Below are 21999 nucleotides of genomic sequence, written 5' to 3' on the forward strand. Positions count from 1 at the left end.
CCATGACGCTTGCAGCGCCCTTCACGCACGCTCCGGCCGCGCCGGCGGGGCGCCGCGTCTTTCTCGAAGTGCAGGACGTGCACAAGCGCTTCGCGGGCGTGTACGCGCTGCGCGGCATCGACCTGACGATCGAGGCCGGCGAGATCTACCACCTGCTCGGCGAGAACGGTTGCGGCAAGAGCACGCTGATCAAGATCATCTCCGGCGCGCAGCCGCCGAGCCAGGGCCGCATCGTGATCGACGGCACGCCGCACGATGCGCTGTCGCCGCTTCAGGCGCTCACGCTCGGCATCGAGACGGTGTACCAGGACCTGTCCCTGTTGCCGAACATGAACGTGGCCGAAAACGTCGCGCTCAGCGAGCAGCTGGTGAACACCGGCGGCAAGCTGGCGCGCCGCTTCGACCGCAAGGCCGTCGCGGACACGGCCGTGCGTGCGCTGGAGACGGTGAAGCTGCCGACCGATGCCGCCTTCCTGGCGCGCCGCGTCGACGAACTGCCCATTGCCACGCGCCAGCTGGTGGCCATCGCGCGGGCCGTGGCCACGCGCGCACGCATGGTCATCATGGACGAACCCACCACCTCGCTCACGCAGAAGGAGGTGGACAACCTCGTGCGCGTGGTCGAGGCCCTGCGCGCACAGGGCGTGGCGGTGCTGTTCGTGAGCCACAAGCTCGACGAGTGCATGGCCATGGGCGGCCAGGCGATCGTGTTCCGCGACGGTACCAAGGTCGCCCAGGGGCCGATCAAGGGTTTCACCAAGGCCGAGCTTTCGCACTGGATGACCGGCAAGCAGCTCGACGGCGCGCGCTACCGCCATCGCTCGCACGACGGCGACACGCTGCTGAAAGTCGAGGCGCTGGGCCGGGGCACGCAGTTCAGCGACGTGGGCTTCACGCTGCACAAGGGCGAGATCCTGGGCATCACCGGACTGCTCGATTCGGGGCGCAACGAGCTGGCGCTGGCGCTCGCGGGCGTGCAGGCCGCCGACCGCGGCCGCATCTCGCTCGCAGCGGAGGAGATCACGCTGAAGACGCCGGCCGATGGCATTCGCCAGGGCATCGGCTATGTGCCCGAAGACCGGCTCAGCGAAGGCCTCTTTCTCGACAAGCCGATCCGCGACAACATCGTCACGGCCGTGCTCAGCCGCCTGCGCGGGCGCTTCGGCGCGCTCGATGCGCGCCAGTGCCAGGCGCTGGCCGAACGCACGGTGACCGACCTGCAGATCGCCACGCCCGACGTGGACCGACCGGTGCAGTCGCTCTCGGGCGGCAACCAGCAGCGCGTGCTGATTGGCCGCTGGCTCGCCATCGATCCGCGCGTGCTGATCCTGCACGGCCCGACCGTGGGCGTGGACGTGGGCTCGAAAGACACCATCTACCGCATCGTGCAGCGACTGGCCGAGCAGGGGCTGGGCGTGATCCTCGTCAGCGACGACCTGCAGGAGCTGCTGCAGAACTGCGACCGCATCCTGCTGATGCGCAAGGGCCGCGTCGCCCACGACTTCGATGCGCAAGGGCTGGCCGAAAGCGAGCTGTACCGTGCGCTGGTTTCAGACACTCCCTCCCCCGCATTCTCATGACCGCTTCCACCATGCAAGCGCACACCGCCGCCGTGCCCGTGGCCCCCAAGCCCCGCACGCGCACGTCCTGGCGCCACTGGCTCGCGCAGCGCCCCTCGGTCTTCACGCTGGCGTTGATCGTGCTCGTGAGCCTGGTGGTGGGCGTGATCAACCCCAGCTTCTTCCAGCTGCCGGTGCTGTTCGACATCGTGCGTGCCTGCACCGTGCTGGGCCTGTTCGCGCTCGGCGTGCTGATCGTGCTGGCGGCCGGCGGCATCGACGTGTCGTTTGCGGCCATTGCCGCACTCACGATGTACAGCATCACCAAGCTCGTGCTGAACTACTTTCCGGAAGCGCCGATTGCGCTGCTGCTGGTGGCGGGCGCGGTGAGCGGTGCCCTGCTCGGCGTGCTCAACGGCCTGCTGGTGCACTGGCTCAAGGCGCCTTCTTTGATCGTGACCATCGGCACGCAATACCTGTACCGCGGCATTCTTCTGACCTTCGTCGGCACCGTGTTCTTCATGAACGTGCCGCTGCCGATGGACGCCTTCGGCAAGCTCGCGCTCTGGCGTTTCGACACGCCGCAGGGCCTGCATGCGGTGCTGCCGGCGACCGTGCTGGTGCTGGCCGGCGCCGCGGTGCTGACCTGGTGGCTGCTGAACCGCACGCTGATGGGCCGCGCGGTGTACGCCATCGGCGGCAGCCTGGCGATCGCGGAGCGGCTGGGCTACAACCTGCGCACCGTTCACGTCTTCGTGTTCGCCTACGCGGGCTTCCTGTCGGGCCTCGCGGGCATCGTGCATGTGTCGAGCACGCGGCTGGCCAACCCTTTCGACCTGGTGGGCAACGAACTGGACGTGATCGCCGCCGTGATCCTGGGCGGCGCACGCATCACCGGCGGCAGCGGCACCGTGGGCGGTACGCTGCTCGGCGTGGTGCTGGTCACGCTGATCAACAACGTGCTGATCCTGGCGGGCGTGCCAAGCACCTGGCAGAAGGTCATCATCGGGGCCTTCATCCTGGTGGCGGGAGCCTGCTTCGCGATGCGCAAGAGGGCGTGAAGCTTCTCCGGCATCCACCCCGCATCGCGCAGGCGTGAAGCCGGGGTCGAGCGCGATGTACCTGCATGGCCAGATGCATCGCTCGAACATCGGCCCCTGTGAGTCGATAGCGGCTCGTTGTCTGGCCATAGGTCGACCCACCGATCGGTTGACGCCGGCACGCACCCCTGGCTACATTCCCAGAAAGCTCTGGGGGAGGCCACGTTGCCAGTACATGTGTACTTCGTACTCACTCTCGTTGCCATCGCAGTGCTCACGGGCCATCTGATCGCAACGATCATCCCGCCCCTGAAAGCATGGACGGACGGCCTCCAGGAGCCCGCCTTCTTCACCAGGAGGCATGCGCCTCTGCGAAAAATTCAAACTCACTTCCGAAATCGAAGACCATGTTCGGCCGCATCAAGCTCCATCCATTCATCAGGGCGAACCCTCCGCACGCCGACTGCGCGCCCGCGACAAAGGAACTGCGGGACATGTACGAGGGGCAGTTGCCCGCCGCGCTGCTCGAGTTGTGGCGCAAGCACGGGCTCGGGCTCTACGGCCGCCGGCAGATCTGCCTGATCGATCCGCGGGCATGGCAGTCCACGCTCGACCGATGGATCGTTTCGCCGCCCAGCGCCACCGTGCGCGTGCCCATTGCGCTGACGCCATTCGGCACGCTTCTTTTCTACAGGAAGCTCACTGCTTCGGACGAGGACGTTGCGGCGCTGAACCCCGTGACCCGCAGCATCAGCATCCTGAGCTGGGACCTGGCGGATCTGTTCAACGACGTGCTGAGCGACCCGAGCCAGGCCGATGAATTCATCCAGCCGGCCATGCTCGAAACCGCGCAGCAGCAAGCAGGCACGCTCGCTCCCGGCGAGGCGTACCACGTCGATCCGATGCTGCTGTCCATGCAAATGCTGAAGATCACCAGGACGGATGCGCTCGCGCTTCACCAGAAGCTGCGCGCCCAGGTCGACCACGAGCAGGCGCCGCCCGCGCCGCCGCCGGACAGCATCCGCGCCGCCCTGCCCGCCAAATACCGCGAGGCCTTCAAGGACGTGGAAGGCAAAGACGGCCACCCGAGCGGGCTCTATCTGTCAACTTATATCGATTGGCGCCGCCTGGTTGCGTTCGACGCGGACGGCAGCTATCAACTGCTCTTCTGGAAGAACGACCACAAGACGGGCGAGGCATCGGGCATTCGGCACTACAACGGGCGGTATCGGATGCTCGACACCGAGGAAGGTGACTGCCTGCTGCAGCTGGACCTGGTGTTCACCAGCGAGTCCCTGGGCAGCGACGCCAACGATGACGGCCTGTACCTGATGCACAGCGGCGGACAGCCGCTGCTGCTGCAGGCCGCCCGCCTCGAGGACATGGCAACGGCCATCGGCGGGCGCGCAACGATGGGCAGCTCCGAACACCACTTCCGGCCCGTGCGGCTGGACGATCCTTTTCCTGTCGAGGACTCCGACGGAATGGACGCTCCACCCTTCGAGGACCTGCCGGCTGCGCTGCAGGCCCTGGTGCACCGCGAGCCGCTCAAGGCCACGATCGTCGAGGTCGGCGCCGACAGCGACCCGGAAGACGACACCGTGATGGTCTGGGTGGACCTGGGAAGCAACGGCGGGCTGCGGATGAACATGCCGCTCATGTCGCCCAAGGGCGCCCCGCGCGCACTCTACGGCTGGGTGTGGCAGATGGACCCGGCGCGTTGCGGCGTCGGCATCCGGGTGCGGCGCGACGCAGCAGGCGCCATCGTCAACGGGCCCGAGACCGGCGATGTCCTGGTCAGCCGGGCGGATTGAAGCAGGCCAGCCGATGCCGCGCGGCGCGTCGACCTTCTTCCCCCGCGTCACCTGCCCATGCGACCGAGTCCGACATGCCTGAATTTGCCAACGCCCAAGCCCTGCGCGACTCGCTGCGCAAAGCCGGACTGAGCGACTACGCCCGACGCATCGAGGCCTCGGTCCGGCCCGTGGTGATGTTCGTCCGCCGCCAGGAGAGAGACGACGCGCTGCCCGTCGGCAGCAGCAAGATGGCCGGCCATCCCGACCTGCCCCCCGACGTGCCATGGCCCGTGCGCCCCGCGCTGGCGGCGCCCGAGCGCCATCTGGCGCAACTTCGCAGGCAGATCGAGGACATCCGGCACCCCAAGCCGTCGATGTCCGCAGGCGACGCCGAGAAACTGCTGCAAGCGATGCGCACCAGCGGCGCCACCGAGCAAGACATGGCGCTCATGCGCGACAGGCTGCTCGGCCCCCCGCGGCGCGATCCCAAGGTCGACGCGAGCCGCATCGCGTGGCTGCAGGCCCGCATGGCCGCACTGCAGACCGAATTTCCACTCGCCTTCATCGCGCAGCTCGACCTGGGTCAGCTGTCTGCGCTGCCCGGCTTCGACCCGAAGCTGCCGCGCAGCGGCATGCTCGCCATCTTCATGGATGCGATGCGCGATGACGATGGCGAGACGCCGCTGCACCGCGTCTACTGGCACGACGCAAAGCCGTCCGCACTGCGGCGCCGCGAATGGCCCGTCGAACTCCAGCGCTGGAACGACCGCTGGTCTTCCTACGGCCATCCTGCGCGCCCCGAAGATGCCTGGTCCCGCCTGCCGATGGCCGACCGGCTGCTGCCGCACTCCGGCCTCAGCGTGCCGCATCACTGGAAGACGGCCCTGCCGCAGCACAGCAGCCAGGCGATCTGGGCCTGGTTCCGTGAGCCGGACCCGCTGCAGCTGTCGCCGAAGTTGCCGCCGGGGGACACCGCGCACGGCGGCAATTTCGGTGACCGGCTCGGTGGCTGGCCCGACGACATCCAGGGCCATGCCGAGGACGATGTGGACCCTGCCGGCAGGCACATCGCAGTGCCCGGCCGAACGCCCTGGCGGCACCTGTTTTCCTACGGGGGTGAGTACCATGCCGGCGCCCGCCGCTCGGATTCCGTGGCCAGTGGCGACGGCAACCACTTCCTCATGATCCGCGACGAGGACCTCGCGCAGCGCCGGTTCGACCGTGTTCGCGAGAGCTACCAGTCGACCTAAGCATCGAATAGAGCAGCCTCGCGCCGCGGCTCAGCTGTTCTCGGGCGCTCCAAGCACGCGTCCTGCCCGGGCTCGCCGATTTGCCCCTGCACCGCGTGCCGACCCATCGCTTTCCGCATATCCAAGCACGTTTTCGTTATTTAACGGCACAGGCATCGCTGACTAGCATCCGGCTCATCCAACCGGTCATAACCAGTCAGCCGCATGTCCACTGCCAGGGGCCTTGAGCCCATCGCCTTTTCCCCCGTCCCGCTCTACACCCAGGTGCGCGAGACGCTGCGCGAGCGCATCCTCGACGGCACCTACGCACCGCATGCGCAACTGCCTTCGGAAAGCGAGATGGTCGCGCTGTTCAAGGTCAGCCGCATCACGGTGCGCCAGGCGCTCAGCGACCTGCAGCGCGAGAACCTGATCTTCAAGATCCCGGGCAAGGGCACCTTCGTCGCCAAGCCCAAGGTATTCCAGCACCTCGGCCAGCTCGAGGGCTTTGCCGAGGCGATGGTGCGCATGGGCTACGAGATCCGCAACCAGGTGACGAGCCACAAGACCGTGCCCGCTTCTCCCCGCGTAGCGCAGCGCCTGAACCTGGCCGAGGGATCGCCGGTCGCGCAGATCAAGCGCGTGCGCCACCTCAACCGCGCCCCGGTGTCCTACGAGGTGACCTACCTCCCGCATGCCATCGGCGAGCGGCTGCGCCAGGCGGACCTGGCCGGGCGAGACATCTTCCTGATCCTGGAGAACGACTACGGCCTGGCACTCGGCCACGCCGATCTGCAGATCGACGCGATGTTGGCCGACGAAGTGCTCGCGCGCGCGCTGAGCGTGCCCGAAGGCACCGCCGTGCTGCGCGTGGAACGCCTCACCCACACCGCCGACGGCGCGCCGCTGGATTTCGAAGACCTCTACTTCCGCGGCGATGCGTTCCAGCACCGGCTGCGCATCGCCCGCAGCCACCCGACGAAGGCCCACCCATGAACATCCTCACCCGCACCGTCGACGTGCTGGTCATCGGCGGCGGCACGGCCGGCCCGATGGCCGCCGTCAAGGCAAAAGAAGCCAACCCCGCGCTCGAAGTGCTGCTGCTGGAGAAGGCGAACGTCAAGCGCAGCGGCGCCATCTCGATGGGGATGGACGGCCTCAACAACGCGGTGGTGCCGGGCTTCGCCACGCCCGAGCAGTACGTCAAGGAGATCACCACCGCCAACGACGGCATCGTCAACCAGAAGACGGTGATGGCCTATGCGCGCAACAGCTACTCGATGATCGAGGAGCTCGACCGCTGGGGCGTCAAGTTCGAGAAGGACGAGACCGGCGACTACGCGATGCGCAAGGTGCACCACATGGGCACCTACGTGCTGCCGATGCCCGAGGGCCACAACATCAAGAACGTGCTGTACCGGCGCCTGAAGCGCACCCGCGTGGAGATGTCGCAGCGCCTGGTGGTGACGCGCCTCATCACCGCCGCCGACGGCAGCATCGCGGGCGCGATGGCCTTCGATTGCCGCACGGCCGAGTTTCACGTGCTCCGTGCCAAGGCCGTGGTGCTGGCCACCGGCGCGGCGGGCCGGCTGGGCCTGCCGGCCTCCGGCTACCTCTTCGGCACCTACGAGAACCCGACCAACGCGGGCGACGGCTACAGCATGGCCTACCACGCGGGTGCCGAACTCTCGGGCATCGAGTGCTTCCAGATCAACCCGCTCATCAAGGACTACAACGGCCCGGCCTGCGCCTACGTGACCGGCCCCTTCGGCGGCCACACCACCAACAACAAGGGCGAGCGCTTCATCGAGTGCGACTACTGGAGCGGCCAGATGATGATGGAGTTCTACAACGAGCTGCAGGGCGGCAACGGCCCGGTCTTCCTCAAGCTGAACCACCTGGCCGAGGAAACCATCGCCACCATCGAGCAGATCCTGCACACCAACGAGCGCCCAAGCCGCGGCCGCTTCCATGCCGGGCGCGGCACCGACTACCGCGCGCAGATGGTGGAGATGCACATCTCCGAGATCGGCCTGTGCAGCGGCCATTCGGCCTCGGGCGTGTGGGTGGACGAGCATGCGCGCACCACCGTGCCGGGCCTGCACGCTGCGGGCGACCTGGCCTGCGTGCCGCACAACTACATGCTGGGCGCCTTCGTCTACGGCCGCCTCGCCGGAGAAAGCGCGGCGCGGCATTGCGCCGAGACCGAGCTGCCCGCGCTCGACCAGGAACAGGTGGCGCGCGAGCATGCCCGCGTCAGCGCACCGCTGCTTCGCACCGGCGGCCTGCCGCCCGCGCAGGTCGAATACAAGCTGCGCCGCATGGTCAACGACTACCTGCAGCCGCCCAAGGTGACGCGCAAGATGGAGATCGGCCTCGCGCGCTTCGAGCAGATCCATGAAGACCTGGAGCAGCTCGGCGCCCCCGGCCCGCACGAACTGATGCGCGCGATGGAGGTGCACGCCATCCGCGACTGCGCCGAGATGGCCGCGCGCGCCTCGCTGTACCGCACCGAAAGCCGCTGGGGCCTCTACCACCACCGCGTGGACTTTCCCGAGCGCAACGACCGCGACTGGTTCTGCCACACGCAATTGCAAAAGCAAGGCGACGCGATGGTGAGCTTCAAGCGTCCCGTCGATCCCTACATCGTGCCGCTGGAAACCCACGAGATGTCGGCCTACCAGCGCCTGCGCGTGCCCGCTGCCGCGCGCGAGCCGGTCGCGGCCTGACACACCTTTCCCCACAAGAAGAGAACCCCACATGCCTCTCGCCTTCAATCCCACCAGCGTGCCCGTGCGCGTGGACGAGGACAAGTGCATCGCCCACAAGGGCTGCACCGTCTGCGTGGATGTCTGCCCGCTCGACGTGCTCGCGATCGATCTCAGCAAGGGCAAGGCCTACATGAAGTTCGACGAATGCTGGTACTGCATGCCCTGCGAAAAGGACTGCCCCACGGGCGCGGTCACCGTCGACATCCCCTACCTGCTGCGCTGACCGAGCCGCGGCCCCTCGCATTTCAACCGGAGCATCACGATGAAGACCCAGAGAACACTCGCCCTGTGGGGCGCGGCCCTCGGCCTGCTGCTGGCACTGCCGGCCGCCCGGGCCGAGACCGTCCGCATCGCCATCGGCACGCAGGACACCACCATCAACTGCGCCACCGGCGGCCTGCTGATCCGCGAGCTGAAGTTGCTCGAAAAATACCTGCCGCGCACCGGCAAGTACAAGGACGCGCAGTACCAGATCGAGTGGAAGAACTTCACCTCCGGCGCGCCGCTGACCAACGAGATGGTCGCGGGCAAGCTCGACCTCGGCTCGATGGCCGACTTTCCGGGCAGCTTCAACGGCGCGGCGTTCCAGAAGGCGGGGCGCAAGAGCATCTTCATCACCGTGCTCTCCGGCAGCACCACGGGCAGCGGCAACGGCATCGTCGTGCCGAAGGATTCGAAGGTGCAGTCGCTGGCCGAGCTCAAGGGCAAGACCATCTCCGTGCCCTTCGCGTCGACCTCGCACGGCATGCTGCTGCGCGCCATCCAGGCGCAAGGATGGGACCCGCTGAAGGACGTGAACATCACCACGCAGGCGCCCGAGGTGGCGGGCCCCGCGCTGCAGGCCGGCAAGGTCGAGGCGCATGCGGACTTCGTGCCCTTCGCCGAGCTCTTTCCGTACCGCGGCTTCGCGCGCAAGATCTACGACGGTTCGCAGGCGAGCGCACCCACCTTCCATGGCAGCCTGGTCGACGAGGACTACGCGAAGAAGTACCCCGAGGTCGTCACCGCCTACCTGCGCGCCGCGCTGGAGGCCGACCGGCTCGTGGCCGCGGAACCCGAGAAGTACAGCGAGCTGATCGCCAAGGTCACTGGCGTCGAGGCCGAGGTCAACTACCTGTTCCACGGCCCGCTCGGCCTGCAGACGCGCGACCTGAGCTGGAAGCCCGAGTACCGCCAGGCGGTGAAGACATCGCTGGAGACCCTGCGCCTGCTCAAGCGCACCGACAACGACATCGACGCCAACGCCTTCGTGCAGGACGGCTACATCCGCGCCGCTTTTAAGGAGGCCGGCCAGGACTACGACAGGCAGCTGAAGAACTATGCCCGAGCCCCGCTGGTGGCCAAGGACGCCTCGACCGGCAAGCCGATCGCCGACGTGAGCCGCGTGGCCCAGATCTGGGTGGCGGGCGAGCCGCTGGTGCGGCACTACGCCTCGCCCGAGAACGCCTTCGGCGACCTGCAGAAGCTGGAGAAGGCCGGCAAGAAGGCGCGCGTGGTCTATGCGCAGGACCGCCACAGCGGCAACAAGCTGCTCGCGGCCGATGCGTGGTTCGTGCTCGGCGCCAGGGGCGAGGTCGACGCCTTCCTGCTCAAGGAGCAGGCCGAGGGCTGGGCCGCGAAACATGGCGGCAAGGTGGCGGACTTCGCCGGCGTGCGCACAGCGCTGGCCGGCTGACGCCTTCCCCGTAGCCCGATCTTCACCATGTCCGGCTTCTTCAACGCCAACCTGCCGCGCGCCACCTGGCGCATCGCCGCGCTGCTCGCCTGCGTGCTCGCGTGGCACCTGGCCACACGCCAGCGCATGAACCTGGGCTTCATCACCTTCCAGAACGTGCCGCCGCCGCGCGAGGTGTTGGAGTCGGCATGGGCGCTGGTGCGATCGCCGCTGGTGCTGCCGCACCTGTCGGCGAGCCTGCGCCGCGTGTTCATCGGATTCGGCCTCGCCGCCATGGCGGGCGTCGCGCTGGGCCTCGCGATCGGCCGCGCGCGCTGGGCCGAAGACACGCTGCTGCCGCCGCTCGAAGTTCTGCGGCCGATTCCCGCCGTGGCCTGGATCCCATTGGCCATCCTGATGTTTCCGTCCTCGGAGGCGTCGATGGTCTTCATCACCTTCGTCGGCGCGCTTTTTCCGGTGCTGCTCAACACCGTGCACGGCGTGGAGGCGGTGGATGCGCGCCTGGTCGCCTCGGCGCGCAGCCTGGGCGCCGGCCGGCTCGCGGTGTTCCGCGAGGTGGTCTTGCCGGGCGCGCTGCCGAGCATCGTCACGGGCCTGGCCATCGGCATGGGCACGGCATGGTTCTGCCTGGTCACGGCCGAGATGATCTCCGGCCAGTTCGGCATCGGCTACTACACGTGGATGTCGTACACGATCCAGAACTACGCCGACATCGTGGTCGGCATGCTCTTCATCGGCGTGCTCGGCATGGGCAGCAGCGCGCTGGTGCGATGGATCGGCCAGGCGCTGATGCCCTGGCGCTCCATGCAGGAGAAAAGACCGTGAGGGCCGATGTGCAAACCGGCCGCATCGCCATCGACGAGCTGCGCGTGCGCCTCGGCCAGGGCGCGCAGGCTTTCGACGCCGTGCAGGACATCACGTTGCACATCGAACCCGGCGAGTTCGTCTGCCTGCTCGGCCCCTCGGGCTGCGGCAAGTCGACGCTGCTCGGTGCGCTGGCCGGCCACCTGACGCCTGCGGGCGGTGCCATCCACCTGGACGGCGAACCGGTGCGCGGGCCGCACCCGGACCGCGGCCTCGTCTTCCAGCACCACACGCTGTTCCCATGGAAGAAGGTGCTCGACAACGTCGCCTTCGGCCTGAAGATGCAGGGCGTCGGCCGCCGCGAGCGCCATGCACGGGCGCACGAGATGCTGCGGCTCGTCGGACTGGACGAGTTCGCTGGCTTCTACCCCTCGCAGCTCTCGGGCGGCATGCAGCAGCGCGCGGAGATCGCGCGGGTGCTCATCAACCACCCGCGCGTCGTGCTGATGGACGAGCCCTTCGGCGCGCTCGATGCCCAGACGCGGCTCATGATGCAGCGCCAGCTGCTCGACGCCTGGGCGCGCGTGCGCACCACCATCGTCTTCATCACGCACGACATCGACGAGGCCCTGTTTCTCGGCGACCGCGTGCTCGTGATGGGGCCGCGGCCGGGCCGCATCGTCGCCGAGTTCGCGCTCGATTTCGCCCGGCCTCGCGATCCCTCGCTGGTCACCTCCTCCGAATTCGCCGCGCTCAAGCGGCGCTGCCTGCAGCTGCTGCATCCGCACGCGGGCGCCGGCGCGCCGCTGGAACGCCTCACGCCGCTCGGGGCCCCCGCCGCCGCGCAGCTGCGCTTCGCCATCTGAAGGAAAAATGAACCCCGCCCTCCTCGACGATCCCGAACTGCAAGTCATCGCCGCACGGCTGGACTCGCCCGACATCGAAGTGCGCCGCATCGCCGTGCTGGCCCTCGGCGATCTCGCCGACGAGGCGCACACGCCGCTGCTGGTCGCCGCCCTGCGCGACGATGCGCCGACAGTGCGCGCCGCCGCCGCGCAGGCGCTCGAAACCATGGAGAACCAGGCCGCCGTCGAAGGGTTGGCGCAAGCGCTCGACGACCCCGACGCGCAGGTGCGCGAAGCCGCGGCCCACAGCCTCGCCGAACTGAAAGACCCCGCGTCCGCCGCCTGGCTTCTGCCGCATGCGTGCGCCGGAGCCGCGCGGGTGCGCGCCGCCGCGCTGCGAGCGCTGCGCGAACTGCGCGTGCCCGCCAGCGCCGGCCCCGCTCTGGCGGTGCTGCAGGAGCCCCGGTCCGCGCAGGGCACCGCCGATGCCGTCGCGCTGCGCCGGGAGGCCATCGGCGTGCTCGGCTACCTGAAGCACGCGCCTGCGCTGCCCGCGCTGGCCGACCTCGCCATCTCCGACCCCGTGGATGAAGTGCGCCGTGCGGCCGTGGGCGCACTGGCATTCGCCGCCGCCGATGTCGGCGCCCGCGTCGCACTCGAGGCAGCGCTGCGCGATGCGAGCTGGCAAGTGCGGGAAGAAGCCGCCACCGCGCTCGGCAAGCTGCAGCAGCGCGCCGCATCGGCCGCGCTGCTGGCGGCGCTGGATGACCCCTATTGGCAGGTGCGCCTGCGCGCGGCACGCAGCCTCGGCCGGCTGCGCAGCCCCGGGAGCATCGCGCCGCTGCTCGCGACGCTGGGCCACGGCATCAGCAACCTGCGCAAGGAGGCCGCATTGGCGCTGGGTGAGATCGGCGATTGCGCCGCGCTGCCCGCGCTGGAACTCGCCGCCGCCGATCCCGACCCGGAAGTGCGCAAGTCGGCCCGGCTGGCCATCGCGCAGATCGGTGCAGCGGCCCATGGCGCCTGAATCCATCGTCGACCATCGCGCGCGCGCCGCGCTGGAGTTCGGTTGGGCGGATGGCACTCGGCATCTCGCCGCGTACCGGCTGCTGAGATCGAGCTGCCCTTGCGCCGATTGCAAGGCCCGGCGCGCGATCGGCGCGGCCGGGCAGGATGGAGAAGCAGCAGAGTTGCCCTCGGCCGCAGCCATACGGCTCACGGACATCCGGCCGGTGGGCGCCTACGGCGTGCAGTTCGTGTTCAGCGACGGCCACGACCGGGGGATCTTTCCCTGGGTCTTCCTGAGGGAGCTGCTGGACCAGAGTCCCGCCTGGCTGCAGACGGGCGCTGGTCAAGAGGCCGCTGCTTATGCACGCACCGGCTAAGCAATGACAAAAGCCTTCTTTGGCGAGCGCGCAGGCCGCGCGTAGCCTGCAGCGTTCCTTCTCCCTCCGAGGAACTTGCAGATGAACGATCGTTTGAACCGCGTGCACGCATCGCGCTCCGCCGCCGTGAAGGCCGGCCTCGACCATCCCGTGATCGACACGGATGTCCACGTCAACGACTACGCCCCTGTGCTCGAAGACTACGTGGCGCAATACGGCGGCAGCAAGCTCGTCGACGCGCTGCGCAAGGCCCTGGGCGGGCGCTTCGTCACGCGCAATGGCGGCGGCAAGGACTGGTACCAGCAGACGCCCGAGGAGCGCCAGTTCCACCGCACGCTGCGGGCGCCCTGGTGGGCCCGCGTGACACGCAACACCTATGACCTCGCCACCTACACGCTGCCGGCACTGCTCTACGAACGCCTGGGCGAGCAAGGCTCGGACTATTCGATCCTGTTCCCCAACGACGTGCTCTCGCCCGCTGCGGCGGGCAGCGAATACCGCCAGCCGCTGCACCGCGCGATCAACCACTTCCACGCCGACCAATACCGGCCGTACGCCGACCGCCTGACGCCGGTGGCGGGCATCCCGCTGCACACGCCCCAAGAGGGCATCGAGGAACTGGAGTTCGCGGTCAAGACGCTCGGGCTGAAGGTGATCAACATCGCGGGCGGCGTGCGCCGGCCGATCCGCGCCATCGCGGAGAAGTATCCGGCGAAGGAGCATCCGGAGATCAGCAAGCAGGTGGGCTACATCGACTTCTACGGCATCGACAGCGAGCACGACTACGACCCCTTCTGGGCCAAGGTGGTGGAGCTCGGCGTGCCCGTCACCACGCACTATGGCAGCCAGGGCTGGACGGGCCGGCAGTCGATCAGCAACTACATGAACAACCACGTCGGCCACTTCGCCGACGGCTCGCAGGCCTTTGCCAAGGCGCTGTTCTTCGGCGGCGTGACGCGGCGCTTCCCGGGCCTGCGCGTGGGCCTGCTCGAAGGCGGCGCCGACTGGGGTTCGCATGTCTACACGCACCTGGTGGACCGCTGGGAAAAACGAAACAAGCATGCGGTGCGCAACTACGATCCCGCGGAAGCCGACATCGAGCTGCTCGCCTCGCTGTTCGAGCGCTATGGCGGCGACCTGCTCAAGGGCCGCACGATCGACAAGTCGACGCTGCTGCGCGACAGCCTCGGCATCTCCGCGCTGCCCCACAGCCGCGAGCCGAACGAATCGGAGATCGACGACTTCGCGCTCGCCGGCATCGAGAAGGTCGAGGACATCCGCGACCGCTGGGTCAACAACTTCTACTTCGGCTCCGAGGCCGACGACCGCACGGTGGCGGCCGCCTTCAACGACCGGGTGAATCCGCTGGGCGTGAAGATCAACGCGATCTGGTCGTCCGACGTGGGCCACTGGGACGTGCCGGAGTTCACCGAGCCGCTGGCCGAGACCTGGGACCTGGTGCAGCAGGGCGTGATTTCGGCCGCCGACTTCAAGGCCTTCGTCTTCGACAATCCGCACCGCTTCTACACCGAGGCCAATCCGCGCTTCTTCGAAGGCACCGAGGTCGGCCGCAAGCTCGGCCTGAAAGGCGCGAAGTGAACAACACACGTCCTCTGCTCGCCCTTCTGCGCCGTTGGGCCGCGCCGCTTGGCTCGCTTGCGCTGATGGCAGCCGCCGCATGGCCCGCGCAGGCGGCGACGGAGACCATCCGCATCGGCGTCGCCACCGCGGGCGGCGGCGATCCCGTGACCTGGGGCGGCTCGCCGGGCGGCGTGGCGCGCGTCAACAATTGGCTCGAGGAAGAGTTCAAGGCCTCGGGCGTGAAGGTCGAATGGCTCTTCTTCAAGGGTGCCGGCCCGGCGGTGAACGAGGCGCTTTCCAACAAGCAGATCGACTTCGCCTACCAGGGCGACCTGCCGCAGATCGTCGGCCGCTCCAACGGCCTGAAGACCAAGCTGCTGCTGGTGAGCGGCGCGCGCAACAACCTGTACCTGGTGACGCCGACCAAGTCGGAGATCCGCTCGATCAAGGACCTGAAGGACCGCACGGTCTCGATCTTCCGCGGCACCAACGGCCACCTCGTGGCCATCAACGTGCTGGCCGCCAACGGGCTGGCCGAGCGCGACATCAAGGGCGTCAACCTCGACACCGGCAGCGCGCAGGCCGCGCTGGTGTCGAACGGCGTGGATGCGGCCTTCGGTGGCTACGAATGGTTCAAGGTGCGCGACCAAGGCCTCGCCAAGGTGGTGTACTCCACGCAGGGGCAGGACCCGGCCTTCACGCGCCAGGCTTCGCTGCTGGTGCGCTCCGACTTCGAGCAAGCCAACCCGGCCGAGGTGCAGCGCGTGGTCGACGTGTTCGTGCGGGCGGCGCGCTGGTCGTCCGACGAGAAGAACCGCGACGAACTTTTCCGCATCTGGGCACGCAGCGGCACGCCGGTCGCGTCCTGGACGGCGGAGTTCGATCAGCAGCAGCTCGCCGTGCGCAACTCGCCGCTGGTCGATGACTTCATCATCGGGCGCTACAAGGCCGTGGTGGCCGACGCGCTCAAGCTCAAGCTGATCCGCCGCGAAGTGTCGGTGGACGACTGGTTCGACACGCGCTACCTGAAGAACGCGTTGAAGAAGCAGGGCCTCGAGAACTACTGGACGGCCTACGACGCCAAGGGCAATCCCAAGGGCGGGCCGGCCGCATCGGTCGCGGCCAGATGAGCGCCGAAGCCAAGTTGACGGCCGTCCTGCGGCCTCGCGCCGATGCGCCCGTCTCCGCCGGAGCGCGCTCGTTCGCATCGTCGCTGCCCTGGCGCCGCATCGGCCGCGCCGGTGAAGGCGCCCTGCCCTGGCTCCTGCCTGTCGCGCTGCTGGCGCTGTGGTTCACGGGCGCCGAGCAGGGCTGGATCTCGCCGCAGGTGCTGCCGCCGCCGCAGTTCGTCTGGGAAACCTTGCGCGACCTGGCCACGAGCGGCGATCTCTGGCGGCATGTGAGCACCAGTTTCGCCCGCGTGGGTATCGGCTTCGCGGCCGGAACGCTCCTCGGCCTGGCGCTGGGCTCGGCCATGGGCCTGTCGCGCAGCTTCGAGGCCTACGTGCTGCCCACCTTCAATGCGCTGGTGCAGATCCCGGTGCTGGCCTGGCTGCCGTTCGTGCTGCTGATCGTGGGCATCGGCGAACCGTTGAAGTACATCCTCATCGCCAAGGCGGCGCTGGTGCCGGTGGCGCTGAACACGCTGCAGGGATTCCGGCAGACCCCACCCGCGCTGCGCGAGGTCGGCCAGGTCTATGGCTACAGCCGGCGCCAGCAGGTGCTGGAAATCGTGCTGCCGCATGCCGTGCCCACGCTCTTCACCGGCGTGCGGCTGGGCTTCACCAAGGCCTGGCTCTCGCTGGTCGTGGTGGAGCTCGTGGCGTCGAGCGAAGGGCTGGGCTACCTCATCGTCTACGGCCGCCAGCTGTTCCAGCTCGACCTGGTGATGGCGGCCGTGATCGTGGTGGGTGCCATCGGCTATGCCATCGACCGCCTGCTCGACCGCCTCGAAACCGCGGTGCACCGGCGCCAGCCCGGCAGAGCCGTGCGATGAGCAGCGCCACGCGGGACGCGGCCGAGCTGGCCGCCGTGCAGCCGCTGCGTCCCGAGCAACGCGGCCGCTGGCGCGGCTTCGTGCTGCCCGTGGCGGCCTTCGCGCTGTGGTGGCTGCTGTCGTCGCTCGATGTCGTGAATTCGGCGCTGCTGGTCTCGCCGGCCAAGGTGTTCGACACCGCCGTCGATCAGCTGGCGAGCGGACGCCTCTGGCGCGCGCTGAGCGCCAGCCTCGCGCGCGAGGCGACGGGCTTCCTGATCGGCACCGTCTCGGGCCTCGTGCTCGGCGCGCTGCTGGGCCTGTCGCCGCTCTTCAATCGCATCGTCGGCCCGAGCTTCAACACCTTCAAGCAGATCTCGCTGTTCGCGTGGATTCCGCTGATCTCCGTCTGGTTCGGCCTCGGCGACGTCGCCAAGGTGGTATTCCTGTCGCTGGCGGCGCTGGTGCCGGTGGTGGTCAACACCTGCGACGGCATCCGCACGACGCCGGCCGGCCTGCTCGAGGTGGCGCGCGTCTACGGCTACACGCGCTGGCAGACCGTCACGCAGGTGGTGCTGCCGGCCGCCCTGCCCTCGATCTTCACGGGCGTCTACCTTGCGCTCATCTATTCCTGGCTCGCGACCATCGGGGCCGAATACCTGCTGGTGGCCGGCCGCGGCATCGGCAACACGCTGATCGAGGGCAGCGAGCATTTCCAGATGGACCTGGTCATCTTCGGCATGTTCGTGATCGGCCTGGTCGGCTGGCTCATGAACGCCTCGGCCCGCGCGCTGGAGCGCCGTCTGGCGCGCTGGACCGGGCGCGCATGAACGACGCACAAAGGACTCTCCTTCCATGACCTCCCTCCTCGAAAACCCCTCCAACGAACTCGACATCCGCGGCCTGGGCAAGCGCTATGCGAACGCGCAGGCCAGCGGCGGCGAACTGCAGGTGCTCGAAGGCATCGACCTGCACGTTCCGGCCGGCCGCTTCGTGAGCATCGTCGGCGCCAGCGGCTGCGGCAAGTCGACGCTACTGCGGCTCATCCTCGGCCTCGACGCGCAGTACGAGGGCCGGATCCTGCTGGACGGCGAACCGATCTCGGGCACCGGCCGCGAGCGCGGCATCGTGTTCCAGGACCACCGCCTCTTCCCCTGGCTCACGGTGGAGCAGAACATCGCGGTCGGCCTGCGCAATGCCCCCTTCAGTCCCAAGGAAAAGCGCGAACGGGTGGCCGAGCACGTCGCCCTGGTCGGGCTCGAGGGCTTCGAGAAGTCCTGGCCGCACCAGATCTCCGGCGGCATGGCGCAGCGCGTGGCGATCGCCCGCGGCCTGGTGAACCGGCCGCGCGTGCTGCTGCTCGACGAACCCTTCGGCGCGCTCGATGCGCTCACACGCTCGCGGCTGCAGAACGAGCTTCAGCGCATCTGGCAGAAGGAGCGCATCACCATGCTGCTGGTGACCCACGATGTCGAGGAAGCCGTATTCCTGGGCGATCGCGTGGTGGTGATGCAACCCTCGCCCGGCCGCATCCGGCGCACGGTCGAGGTCGACCTGCCGCACCCGCGCAACCGCAGCGACCCGGCCTTCATCGCCTTGCGCGACGACGTGCTCAGCGACTTCCTCGATGTCGATACCGATCGCGCGCCAGCGGCCGCACCGCTGCCCGAAGCGGCCGGCACCGGCCTGCCGCAGCGACTGCAGCTGGCGTGGTGAGCGCCGCAACCTCTTTCTCTCTTTCCCAAGGCATTCGACCCATGGCTTCCCCCGTGCATCCCGCGCGTCCGGCGCGCAAGGCGCATCTGGCCGCCATCTCGTGACCGCCTTCCTCACCTCACTTGTTCCGTCTCCGCTGATGCCCCCACAACCACCGACCGACGAGCAGCTCGCCGAGCGCTTCCGCCCCGTCTTCGCTCGCATCGCCAAACATGCCGCCCAACGCGAGAACGAGCGTGCATTGGCCTACGACGCCGTCACCTGGCTGCGCGAGGTGCGCTTCGGCGCGTTGCGTGTGCCGCTCGCCCATGGTGGCCTTGGCGCTTCGGTCGAGCAGTTGTTCGAGCTGCTCATCGAGCTTGGCGCGGCCGACTCCAACCTGCCGCAGATCCTGCGCGCGCACTTCGGTTTCATCGAACGGCTCTACGCCGAGATCGATCCCGAACTGCATGCCCCCTGGCTGCGGCGCGCGGCCGAGGGCGCGATCTTCGGCAATGCGACCACCGAGCTGGGCGAAGCCGAGGTGGGCACGCTGCAGACCAAGCTCACACGCGACGGCAAGGGCTGGCTGCTCGACGGCGACAAGTACTACAGCACCGGCACCCTCTATGCCGACTGGATTCCGGTGACCGCGCAGCGCGCGGACGACCCGGGCAAGCAAGGGCGGGTCCTGGTGCTCGTCCCCGCGCACGCGGGCGGTGTGGAGCGCATCGACGACTGGCGCGGCTTCGGCCAGCGCCTGACCGGATCGGGCACCACGCGCTTTCGCCGCGTCGCTGTCGAGGCCGGCCATGTGCTGTCCTACGACCGCGATCGGCCGACGCCGCTCACGGCCCATTTCCAGCTCACTCACCTGGCCACGCTGGCCGGCATCGCGCGCGCGATCGAGCGCGACGCGGTTGCCTTCGTGCAGCCGCGCCGCCGCGTGTACAGCCACGGCAGCGGCGCGACACCACGGGAAGACCCTCTGGTCCAGCAAGTGGTGGGGCAGCTTTCCAGCGCGGCCTTCACTGCGGCAGCCGCGGTGGCCGCGGTAGCCCGCGGACTGGGCGACATCGACCGCCTGCGCCAGCGCGGCGAGGCCATCCCCGAAAGCCTGATCGTCGACGTGGAGCTGCGCACCGCCAAGGCGCAGGTCGGCATCGTCGACGCCGTGCTGAACACCGCCACGCGCCTGTTCGACGTCGGCGGCGCCTCGGCGCTGCAGGAAGACCGGAGGCTGGATCGCCATTGGCGCAACGCGCGCACACTCGCCTCGCACAACCCGGTGATCTACAAGGCGCGCATGGTCGGCGACCACGCGCTCAACGGGACCCGGCCTTCCTTCTATTGGGCGGTGGGGACCCGTGCCGAAGGTTGATCAGGCTTCGCCGTCCCGATGCCGGAACTGCGCCGCCGCATGGCGTGCGGGCAGCCGGTCGCCGGCGTCGAACAGCTTGTGGCGCAGGCTGCCTTCGGCATAGGCGGTCTTGTAGACGCCCCGGTTCTGCAGCTCGGGCACGACCAGGTCGACGAAATCCTCGTAGCTCTCGGGCACCACGGTGCGGCTCAGGTTGAAGCCGTCGACTCCAGTTTCCTCGATCCACGACTGCAGTTCGTCCGCCACCTGCGCCGCATCGCCGACGATGGCCGGGTAACGCCCGCCGAGCTCGAACAGTTCCAGCAGCTTGCGGCGCGTCCAACCCTGCTGCTCGGCGGTGCGGGTGGCCGATTCGATGGCATTGGTCTTGCCGTAGTCGATTGGCTCGTCCAGGTCGTAGCGCGCGTAGTCGATGCCCGTGCTGGCCGAGAAGTGGGCCAGGCCCGCCTCGCGGCTCGCGTAGCGCCGATAGTCCGCATACTTGTCCCGTGCCTCCTTCGCGCTCGCGCCCGGCACCACCGCGGCACCGACGAACACCTTGACGTCGTCGGGGCGGCGGCCGGCGCGCACCAGTTGCTCGCGCAGCGCCTGCACGGTCTTGCGCGCCGCATCCTTGCTGGGCGGCGAGATGAAGACGCACTCCGCGTGCCGTGCCGCAAATCGCTGGCCGCGACCGGAACTGCCGGCCTGGAACAACACCGGCGTGCGCTGCGGCGAGGGCTCGGCCAGGTGGTAGCCCTCGACCTGGTAGTAGCGGCCCTCGTGCCGCACCTTGTGCACCTTGGCCGGGTCCGCGAAGACACGCGCGGCCTTGTCGCGCCGCACCGCCCCATCCTCCCAGCTTCCCTCCCACAACTTGTAGAGCACTTCCAGGTACTCGTCGGCCCGGTCATAGCGCTCGTCGTGCGCGATCTGTTCCGCCAGGCCCATGGCGCGCGCGGCGCTGTCGAGGTAGCCGGTGACGACGTTCCAGCCGATGCGCCCACGCGTGAGATGGTCCAGCGTCGAGAAGCGCCGCGCCAGCAGGTACGGCTGCTCGTAGGTGAGATTGACCGTGACGCCGAAGCCCAGGTGCTGCGTCGCCGCCGCCATGGCCGATACCAGCAGCAGCGGGTCGTTCACCGGCAGCTGGATCGACTCGCGCAGCGTCACGTCCACGTTGTGCTGGTAGACGTCGTAGACCCCCACGATGTCGGCGATGAACAGGCCGTCGAACAGGCCGCGCTCCAGCGTGCGCGCAATGCCGGTCCAGTGTTCGAGGGCGTTGTATTCGACAGAACGGTCGCGCGGATGGGTCCACAGGCCGTGGTTGATGTGGCCTACGCAATTCATGTTGAACGCGTTGAGCAGGATCTGTTTCTTCTGCGCCATGTCAGAACGCGGGCAGCACGCCGCCGGCGAAGGTCCTGACGATGAAGTCGCGCACCTCGTCGGTCTGGTAGGCCTTGACCAGCTGCTGCACCCAGGGCTGCTCCTTGTCCTGTTCGCGTACCGCGATCAGGCAGGCATAGGGGCCTTCCTTGTCCTCCACCAGGATGCCGTCGCGCGCCGGATTGAGCCCGGCCTTGTTGGCATAGTCGGCATTGACCGCCGAGGCGTCGGTGTCGTCGAGCGTGCGCGGCAGCTGCGCGGCCTCGATCTCGACGAAGCGGAACTTGCGGGGATTCTCGGTGATGTCGCGCGGCGTGGCGTTGATGCCGGCGATCGGGTCGATGCCGCTCTTGAGCTTGATGGCGCCGGCCTTCTGCAGCAGCAGCAACACCCGGCTTTCGTTCGACGGGTCGTTGGGAATGGCGATGCTCGCGCCCTCCGGCAGATCCTTGAAGGCCTTGTACTTGCGGGAATAGATCGCGATCGGGCCGATCCAGGTGCGGCCGAAGCCGACGATCCTGTAGCCGCGCGAACGCACCTGCGCCGCGAGAAAGGGCCGGTGCTGGAAGCTGTTGGCGTCCAGGTCGCCGGCGTCGAGCGCGGCGTTGGGCCGGCTGTAGTCGGTGAAGGGCACGATCTGGATCTTGAGGCCGTAGTCGCGCTCGGCCACGCGCTTGACGACCTCGAAGGTCTGCTCGTGCGGTCCGGTCGTGACGCCGACCTTCAGGACCTTGGCGGTGCCCGGCTGCTCCTTGAGGGCCGCGAAGGCGGGCAGGCCTGCGCCGGCAGCGGCGGCGGCCGAGGCGAGTTGCAGCAGATGGCGGCGCGACAGTGCGGCCGGAAACAAGGGAAGACGGCTCAAGAGAAACTCCGGGATAAGGGGAAAAAGGAC

The 21999-nt window shown here is 68.5% G+C and carries 20 protein-coding genes; 18 read left to right on the forward strand and 2 right to left on the reverse strand.

The window, feature by feature from the left end; translation table 11 throughout:
* The first annotated feature begins 2 nt into the window (after nucleotides 1-2).
* The 18 genes from ACAM55_RS26035 (at nucleotide 3) to ACAM55_RS26120 (ending at nucleotide 19736) form a co-directional block, all read left to right on the forward strand.
* The gene (locus ACAM55_RS26035; protein ID WP_369657151.1) at nucleotides 3-1580 is read left to right on the forward strand and encodes a sugar ABC transporter ATP-binding protein; all 1578 of its coding nucleotides are present in this window, start codon (nucleotides 3-5) and stop codon (nucleotides 1578-1580) included.
* On the forward strand, nucleotides 1577-2620 hold the full coding sequence (locus ACAM55_RS26040) for an ABC transporter permease (protein ID WP_307642137.1): 1044 nt from the start codon (nucleotides 1577-1579) through the stop codon (nucleotides 2618-2620). The genes ACAM55_RS26035 and ACAM55_RS26040 overlap by 4 nt, the downstream gene beginning before the upstream one ends.
* 386 nt (nucleotides 2621-3006) lie before the next feature.
* The gene (locus ACAM55_RS26045) at nucleotides 3007-4413 is read left to right on the forward strand and encodes a GAD-like domain-containing protein (RefSeq protein ID WP_369657152.1); all 1407 of its coding nucleotides are present in this window, start codon (nucleotides 3007-3009) and stop codon (nucleotides 4411-4413) included.
* 74 nt (nucleotides 4414-4487) lie between these two features.
* Nucleotides 4488-5645 (forward strand): DUF1963 domain-containing protein, encoded by a 1158-nt coding sequence (locus ACAM55_RS26050; protein WP_369657153.1) that lies wholly within the window; start codon nucleotides 4488-4490, stop codon nucleotides 5643-5645.
* A 204-nt stretch (nucleotides 5646-5849) separates the two neighbouring features.
* A complete protein-coding gene (locus tag ACAM55_RS26055) occupies nucleotides 5850-6620 on the forward strand; it encodes a GntR family transcriptional regulator (protein WP_369657154.1) in 771 nt (256 codons plus the stop codon).
* Entirely contained in the window at nucleotides 6617-8353 is a 1737-nt protein-coding gene (locus tag ACAM55_RS26060; RefSeq protein ID WP_369657155.1) for a fumarate reductase/succinate dehydrogenase flavoprotein subunit, read from the forward strand. The genes ACAM55_RS26055 and ACAM55_RS26060 overlap by 4 nt, the downstream gene beginning before the upstream one ends.
* Before the next feature lie 31 nt (nucleotides 8354-8384).
* The gene (locus ACAM55_RS26065) at nucleotides 8385-8618 is read left to right on the forward strand and encodes a ferredoxin family protein (RefSeq protein WP_018904228.1); all 234 of its coding nucleotides are present in this window, start codon (nucleotides 8385-8387) and stop codon (nucleotides 8616-8618) included.
* A gap of 39 nt (nucleotides 8619-8657) precedes the next feature.
* Nucleotides 8658-10070: an ABC transporter substrate-binding protein gene (locus ACAM55_RS26070; RefSeq protein WP_369657156.1), complete on the forward strand. Its 1413-nt coding sequence runs from the start codon at nucleotides 8658-8660 to the stop codon at nucleotides 10068-10070.
* 27 nt (nucleotides 10071-10097) lie between these two features.
* Nucleotides 10098-10895, forward strand: coding sequence for an ABC transporter permease (locus ACAM55_RS26075; protein ID WP_369657157.1), 798 nt, complete (start codon nucleotides 10098-10100; stop codon nucleotides 10893-10895).
* Nucleotides 10892-11740, forward strand: coding sequence for an ABC transporter ATP-binding protein (locus ACAM55_RS26080; RefSeq protein WP_369657158.1), 849 nt, complete (start codon nucleotides 10892-10894; stop codon nucleotides 11738-11740). The genes ACAM55_RS26075 and ACAM55_RS26080 overlap by 4 nt, the downstream gene beginning before the upstream one ends.
* 7 nt (nucleotides 11741-11747) lie before the next feature.
* Nucleotides 11748-12746 (forward strand): HEAT repeat domain-containing protein, encoded by a 999-nt coding sequence (locus ACAM55_RS26085; protein ID WP_369657159.1) that lies wholly within the window; start codon nucleotides 11748-11750, stop codon nucleotides 12744-12746.
* The gene (locus tag ACAM55_RS26090; protein WP_369657160.1) at nucleotides 12736-13104 is read left to right on the forward strand and encodes a gamma-butyrobetaine hydroxylase-like domain-containing protein; all 369 of its coding nucleotides are present in this window, start codon (nucleotides 12736-12738) and stop codon (nucleotides 13102-13104) included. Before ACAM55_RS26085 ends, ACAM55_RS26090 begins: the two co-directional genes overlap by 11 nt.
* Before the next feature lie 81 nt (nucleotides 13105-13185).
* Nucleotides 13186-14703: an amidohydrolase family protein gene (locus tag ACAM55_RS26095; RefSeq protein WP_369657161.1), complete on the forward strand. Its 1518-nt coding sequence runs from the start codon at nucleotides 13186-13188 to the stop codon at nucleotides 14701-14703.
* A gap of 65 nt (nucleotides 14704-14768) precedes the next feature.
* Entirely contained in the window at nucleotides 14769-15815 is a 1047-nt protein-coding gene (locus ACAM55_RS26100) for an ABC transporter substrate-binding protein (RefSeq protein ID WP_369657480.1), read from the forward strand.
* Nucleotides 15812-16681: an ABC transporter permease gene (locus tag ACAM55_RS26105; RefSeq protein WP_369657162.1), complete on the forward strand. Its 870-nt coding sequence runs from the start codon at nucleotides 15812-15814 to the stop codon at nucleotides 16679-16681. Before ACAM55_RS26100 ends, ACAM55_RS26105 begins: the two co-directional genes overlap by 4 nt.
* Nucleotides 16678-17490: an ABC transporter permease gene (locus ACAM55_RS26110; RefSeq protein WP_369657163.1), complete on the forward strand. Its 813-nt coding sequence runs from the start codon at nucleotides 16678-16680 to the stop codon at nucleotides 17488-17490. The genes ACAM55_RS26105 and ACAM55_RS26110 overlap by 4 nt, the downstream gene beginning before the upstream one ends.
* Before the next feature lie 25 nt (nucleotides 17491-17515).
* Nucleotides 17516-18376: an ABC transporter ATP-binding protein gene (locus tag ACAM55_RS26115; RefSeq protein ID WP_369657164.1), complete on the forward strand. Its 861-nt coding sequence runs from the start codon at nucleotides 17516-17518 to the stop codon at nucleotides 18374-18376.
* A gap of 139 nt (nucleotides 18377-18515) precedes the next feature.
* On the forward strand, nucleotides 18516-19736 hold the full coding sequence (locus tag ACAM55_RS26120; protein WP_369657165.1) for an acyl-CoA dehydrogenase family protein: 1221 nt from the start codon (nucleotides 18516-18518) through the stop codon (nucleotides 19734-19736).
* Here ACAM55_RS26120 and ACAM55_RS26125 read toward each other — a convergent pair whose 3' ends face one another.
* Nucleotides 19737-21107 (reverse strand): LLM class flavin-dependent oxidoreductase, encoded by a 1371-nt coding sequence (locus ACAM55_RS26125; protein WP_369657166.1) that lies wholly within the window; start codon nucleotides 21105-21107, stop codon nucleotides 19737-19739. It abuts the gene before it with no gap.
* Nucleotide 21108: 1 nt separating this feature from the next.
* Complete coding sequence (locus ACAM55_RS26130; RefSeq protein WP_369657167.1) at nucleotides 21109-21969, reverse strand: MetQ/NlpA family ABC transporter substrate-binding protein; 861 nt, start codon at nucleotides 21967-21969, stop codon at nucleotides 21109-21111.
* Nucleotides 21970-21999: the final 30 nt, after the last annotated feature.

The organism is Variovorax sp. V213, from assembly GCF_041154455.1.
GTDB lineage: Bacteria > Pseudomonadota > Gammaproteobacteria > Burkholderiales > Burkholderiaceae_C > Variovorax.

What these genes read in the sequence shown, in the direction of transcription:
- ACAM55_RS26035 (WP_369657151.1), top strand. Translation starts at nt 3, where the DNA reads ATGACGCTTGCAGCGCCCTTCACGCACGCTCCGGCCGCGCCGGCGGGG.
- ACAM55_RS26040 (WP_307642137.1), top strand. Translation starts at nt 1,577, where the DNA reads ATGACCGCTTCCACCATGCAAGCGCACACCGCCGCCGTGCCCGTGGCC.
- ACAM55_RS26045 (WP_369657152.1), top strand. Translation starts at nt 3,007, where the DNA reads ATGTTCGGCCGCATCAAGCTCCATCCATTCATCAGGGCGAACCCTCCG.
- ACAM55_RS26050 (WP_369657153.1), top strand. Translation starts at nt 4,488, where the DNA reads ATGCCTGAATTTGCCAACGCCCAAGCCCTGCGCGACTCGCTGCGCAAA.
- ACAM55_RS26055 (WP_369657154.1), top strand. Translation starts at nt 5,850, where the DNA reads ATGTCCACTGCCAGGGGCCTTGAGCCCATCGCCTTTTCCCCCGTCCCG.
- ACAM55_RS26060 (WP_369657155.1), top strand. Translation starts at nt 6,617, where the DNA reads ATGAACATCCTCACCCGCACCGTCGACGTGCTGGTCATCGGCGGCGGC.
- ACAM55_RS26065 (WP_018904228.1), top strand. Translation starts at nt 8,385, where the DNA reads ATGCCTCTCGCCTTCAATCCCACCAGCGTGCCCGTGCGCGTGGACGAG.
- ACAM55_RS26070 (WP_369657156.1), top strand. Translation starts at nt 8,658, where the DNA reads ATGAAGACCCAGAGAACACTCGCCCTGTGGGGCGCGGCCCTCGGCCTG.
- ACAM55_RS26075 (WP_369657157.1), top strand. Translation starts at nt 10,098, where the DNA reads ATGTCCGGCTTCTTCAACGCCAACCTGCCGCGCGCCACCTGGCGCATC.
- ACAM55_RS26085 (WP_369657159.1), top strand. Translation starts at nt 11,748, where the DNA reads ATGAACCCCGCCCTCCTCGACGATCCCGAACTGCAAGTCATCGCCGCA.
- ACAM55_RS26090 (WP_369657160.1), top strand. Translation starts at nt 12,736, where the DNA reads ATGGCGCCTGAATCCATCGTCGACCATCGCGCGCGCGCCGCGCTGGAG.
- ACAM55_RS26095 (WP_369657161.1), top strand. Translation starts at nt 13,186, where the DNA reads ATGAACGATCGTTTGAACCGCGTGCACGCATCGCGCTCCGCCGCCGTG.
- ACAM55_RS26100 (WP_369657480.1), top strand. Translation starts at nt 14,769, where the DNA reads ATGGCAGCCGCCGCATGGCCCGCGCAGGCGGCGACGGAGACCATCCGC.
- ACAM55_RS26105 (WP_369657162.1), top strand. Translation starts at nt 15,812, where the DNA reads ATGAGCGCCGAAGCCAAGTTGACGGCCGTCCTGCGGCCTCGCGCCGAT.
- ACAM55_RS26110 (WP_369657163.1), top strand. Translation starts at nt 16,678, where the DNA reads ATGAGCAGCGCCACGCGGGACGCGGCCGAGCTGGCCGCCGTGCAGCCG.
- ACAM55_RS26115 (WP_369657164.1), top strand. Translation starts at nt 17,516, where the DNA reads ATGACCTCCCTCCTCGAAAACCCCTCCAACGAACTCGACATCCGCGGC.
- ACAM55_RS26120 (WP_369657165.1), top strand. Translation starts at nt 18,516, where the DNA reads ATGCCCCCACAACCACCGACCGACGAGCAGCTCGCCGAGCGCTTCCGC.
- ACAM55_RS26125 (WP_369657166.1), bottom strand. Translation starts at nt 21,107, where the DNA reads ATGGCGCAGAAGAAACAGATCCTGCTCAACGCGTTCAACATGAATTGC.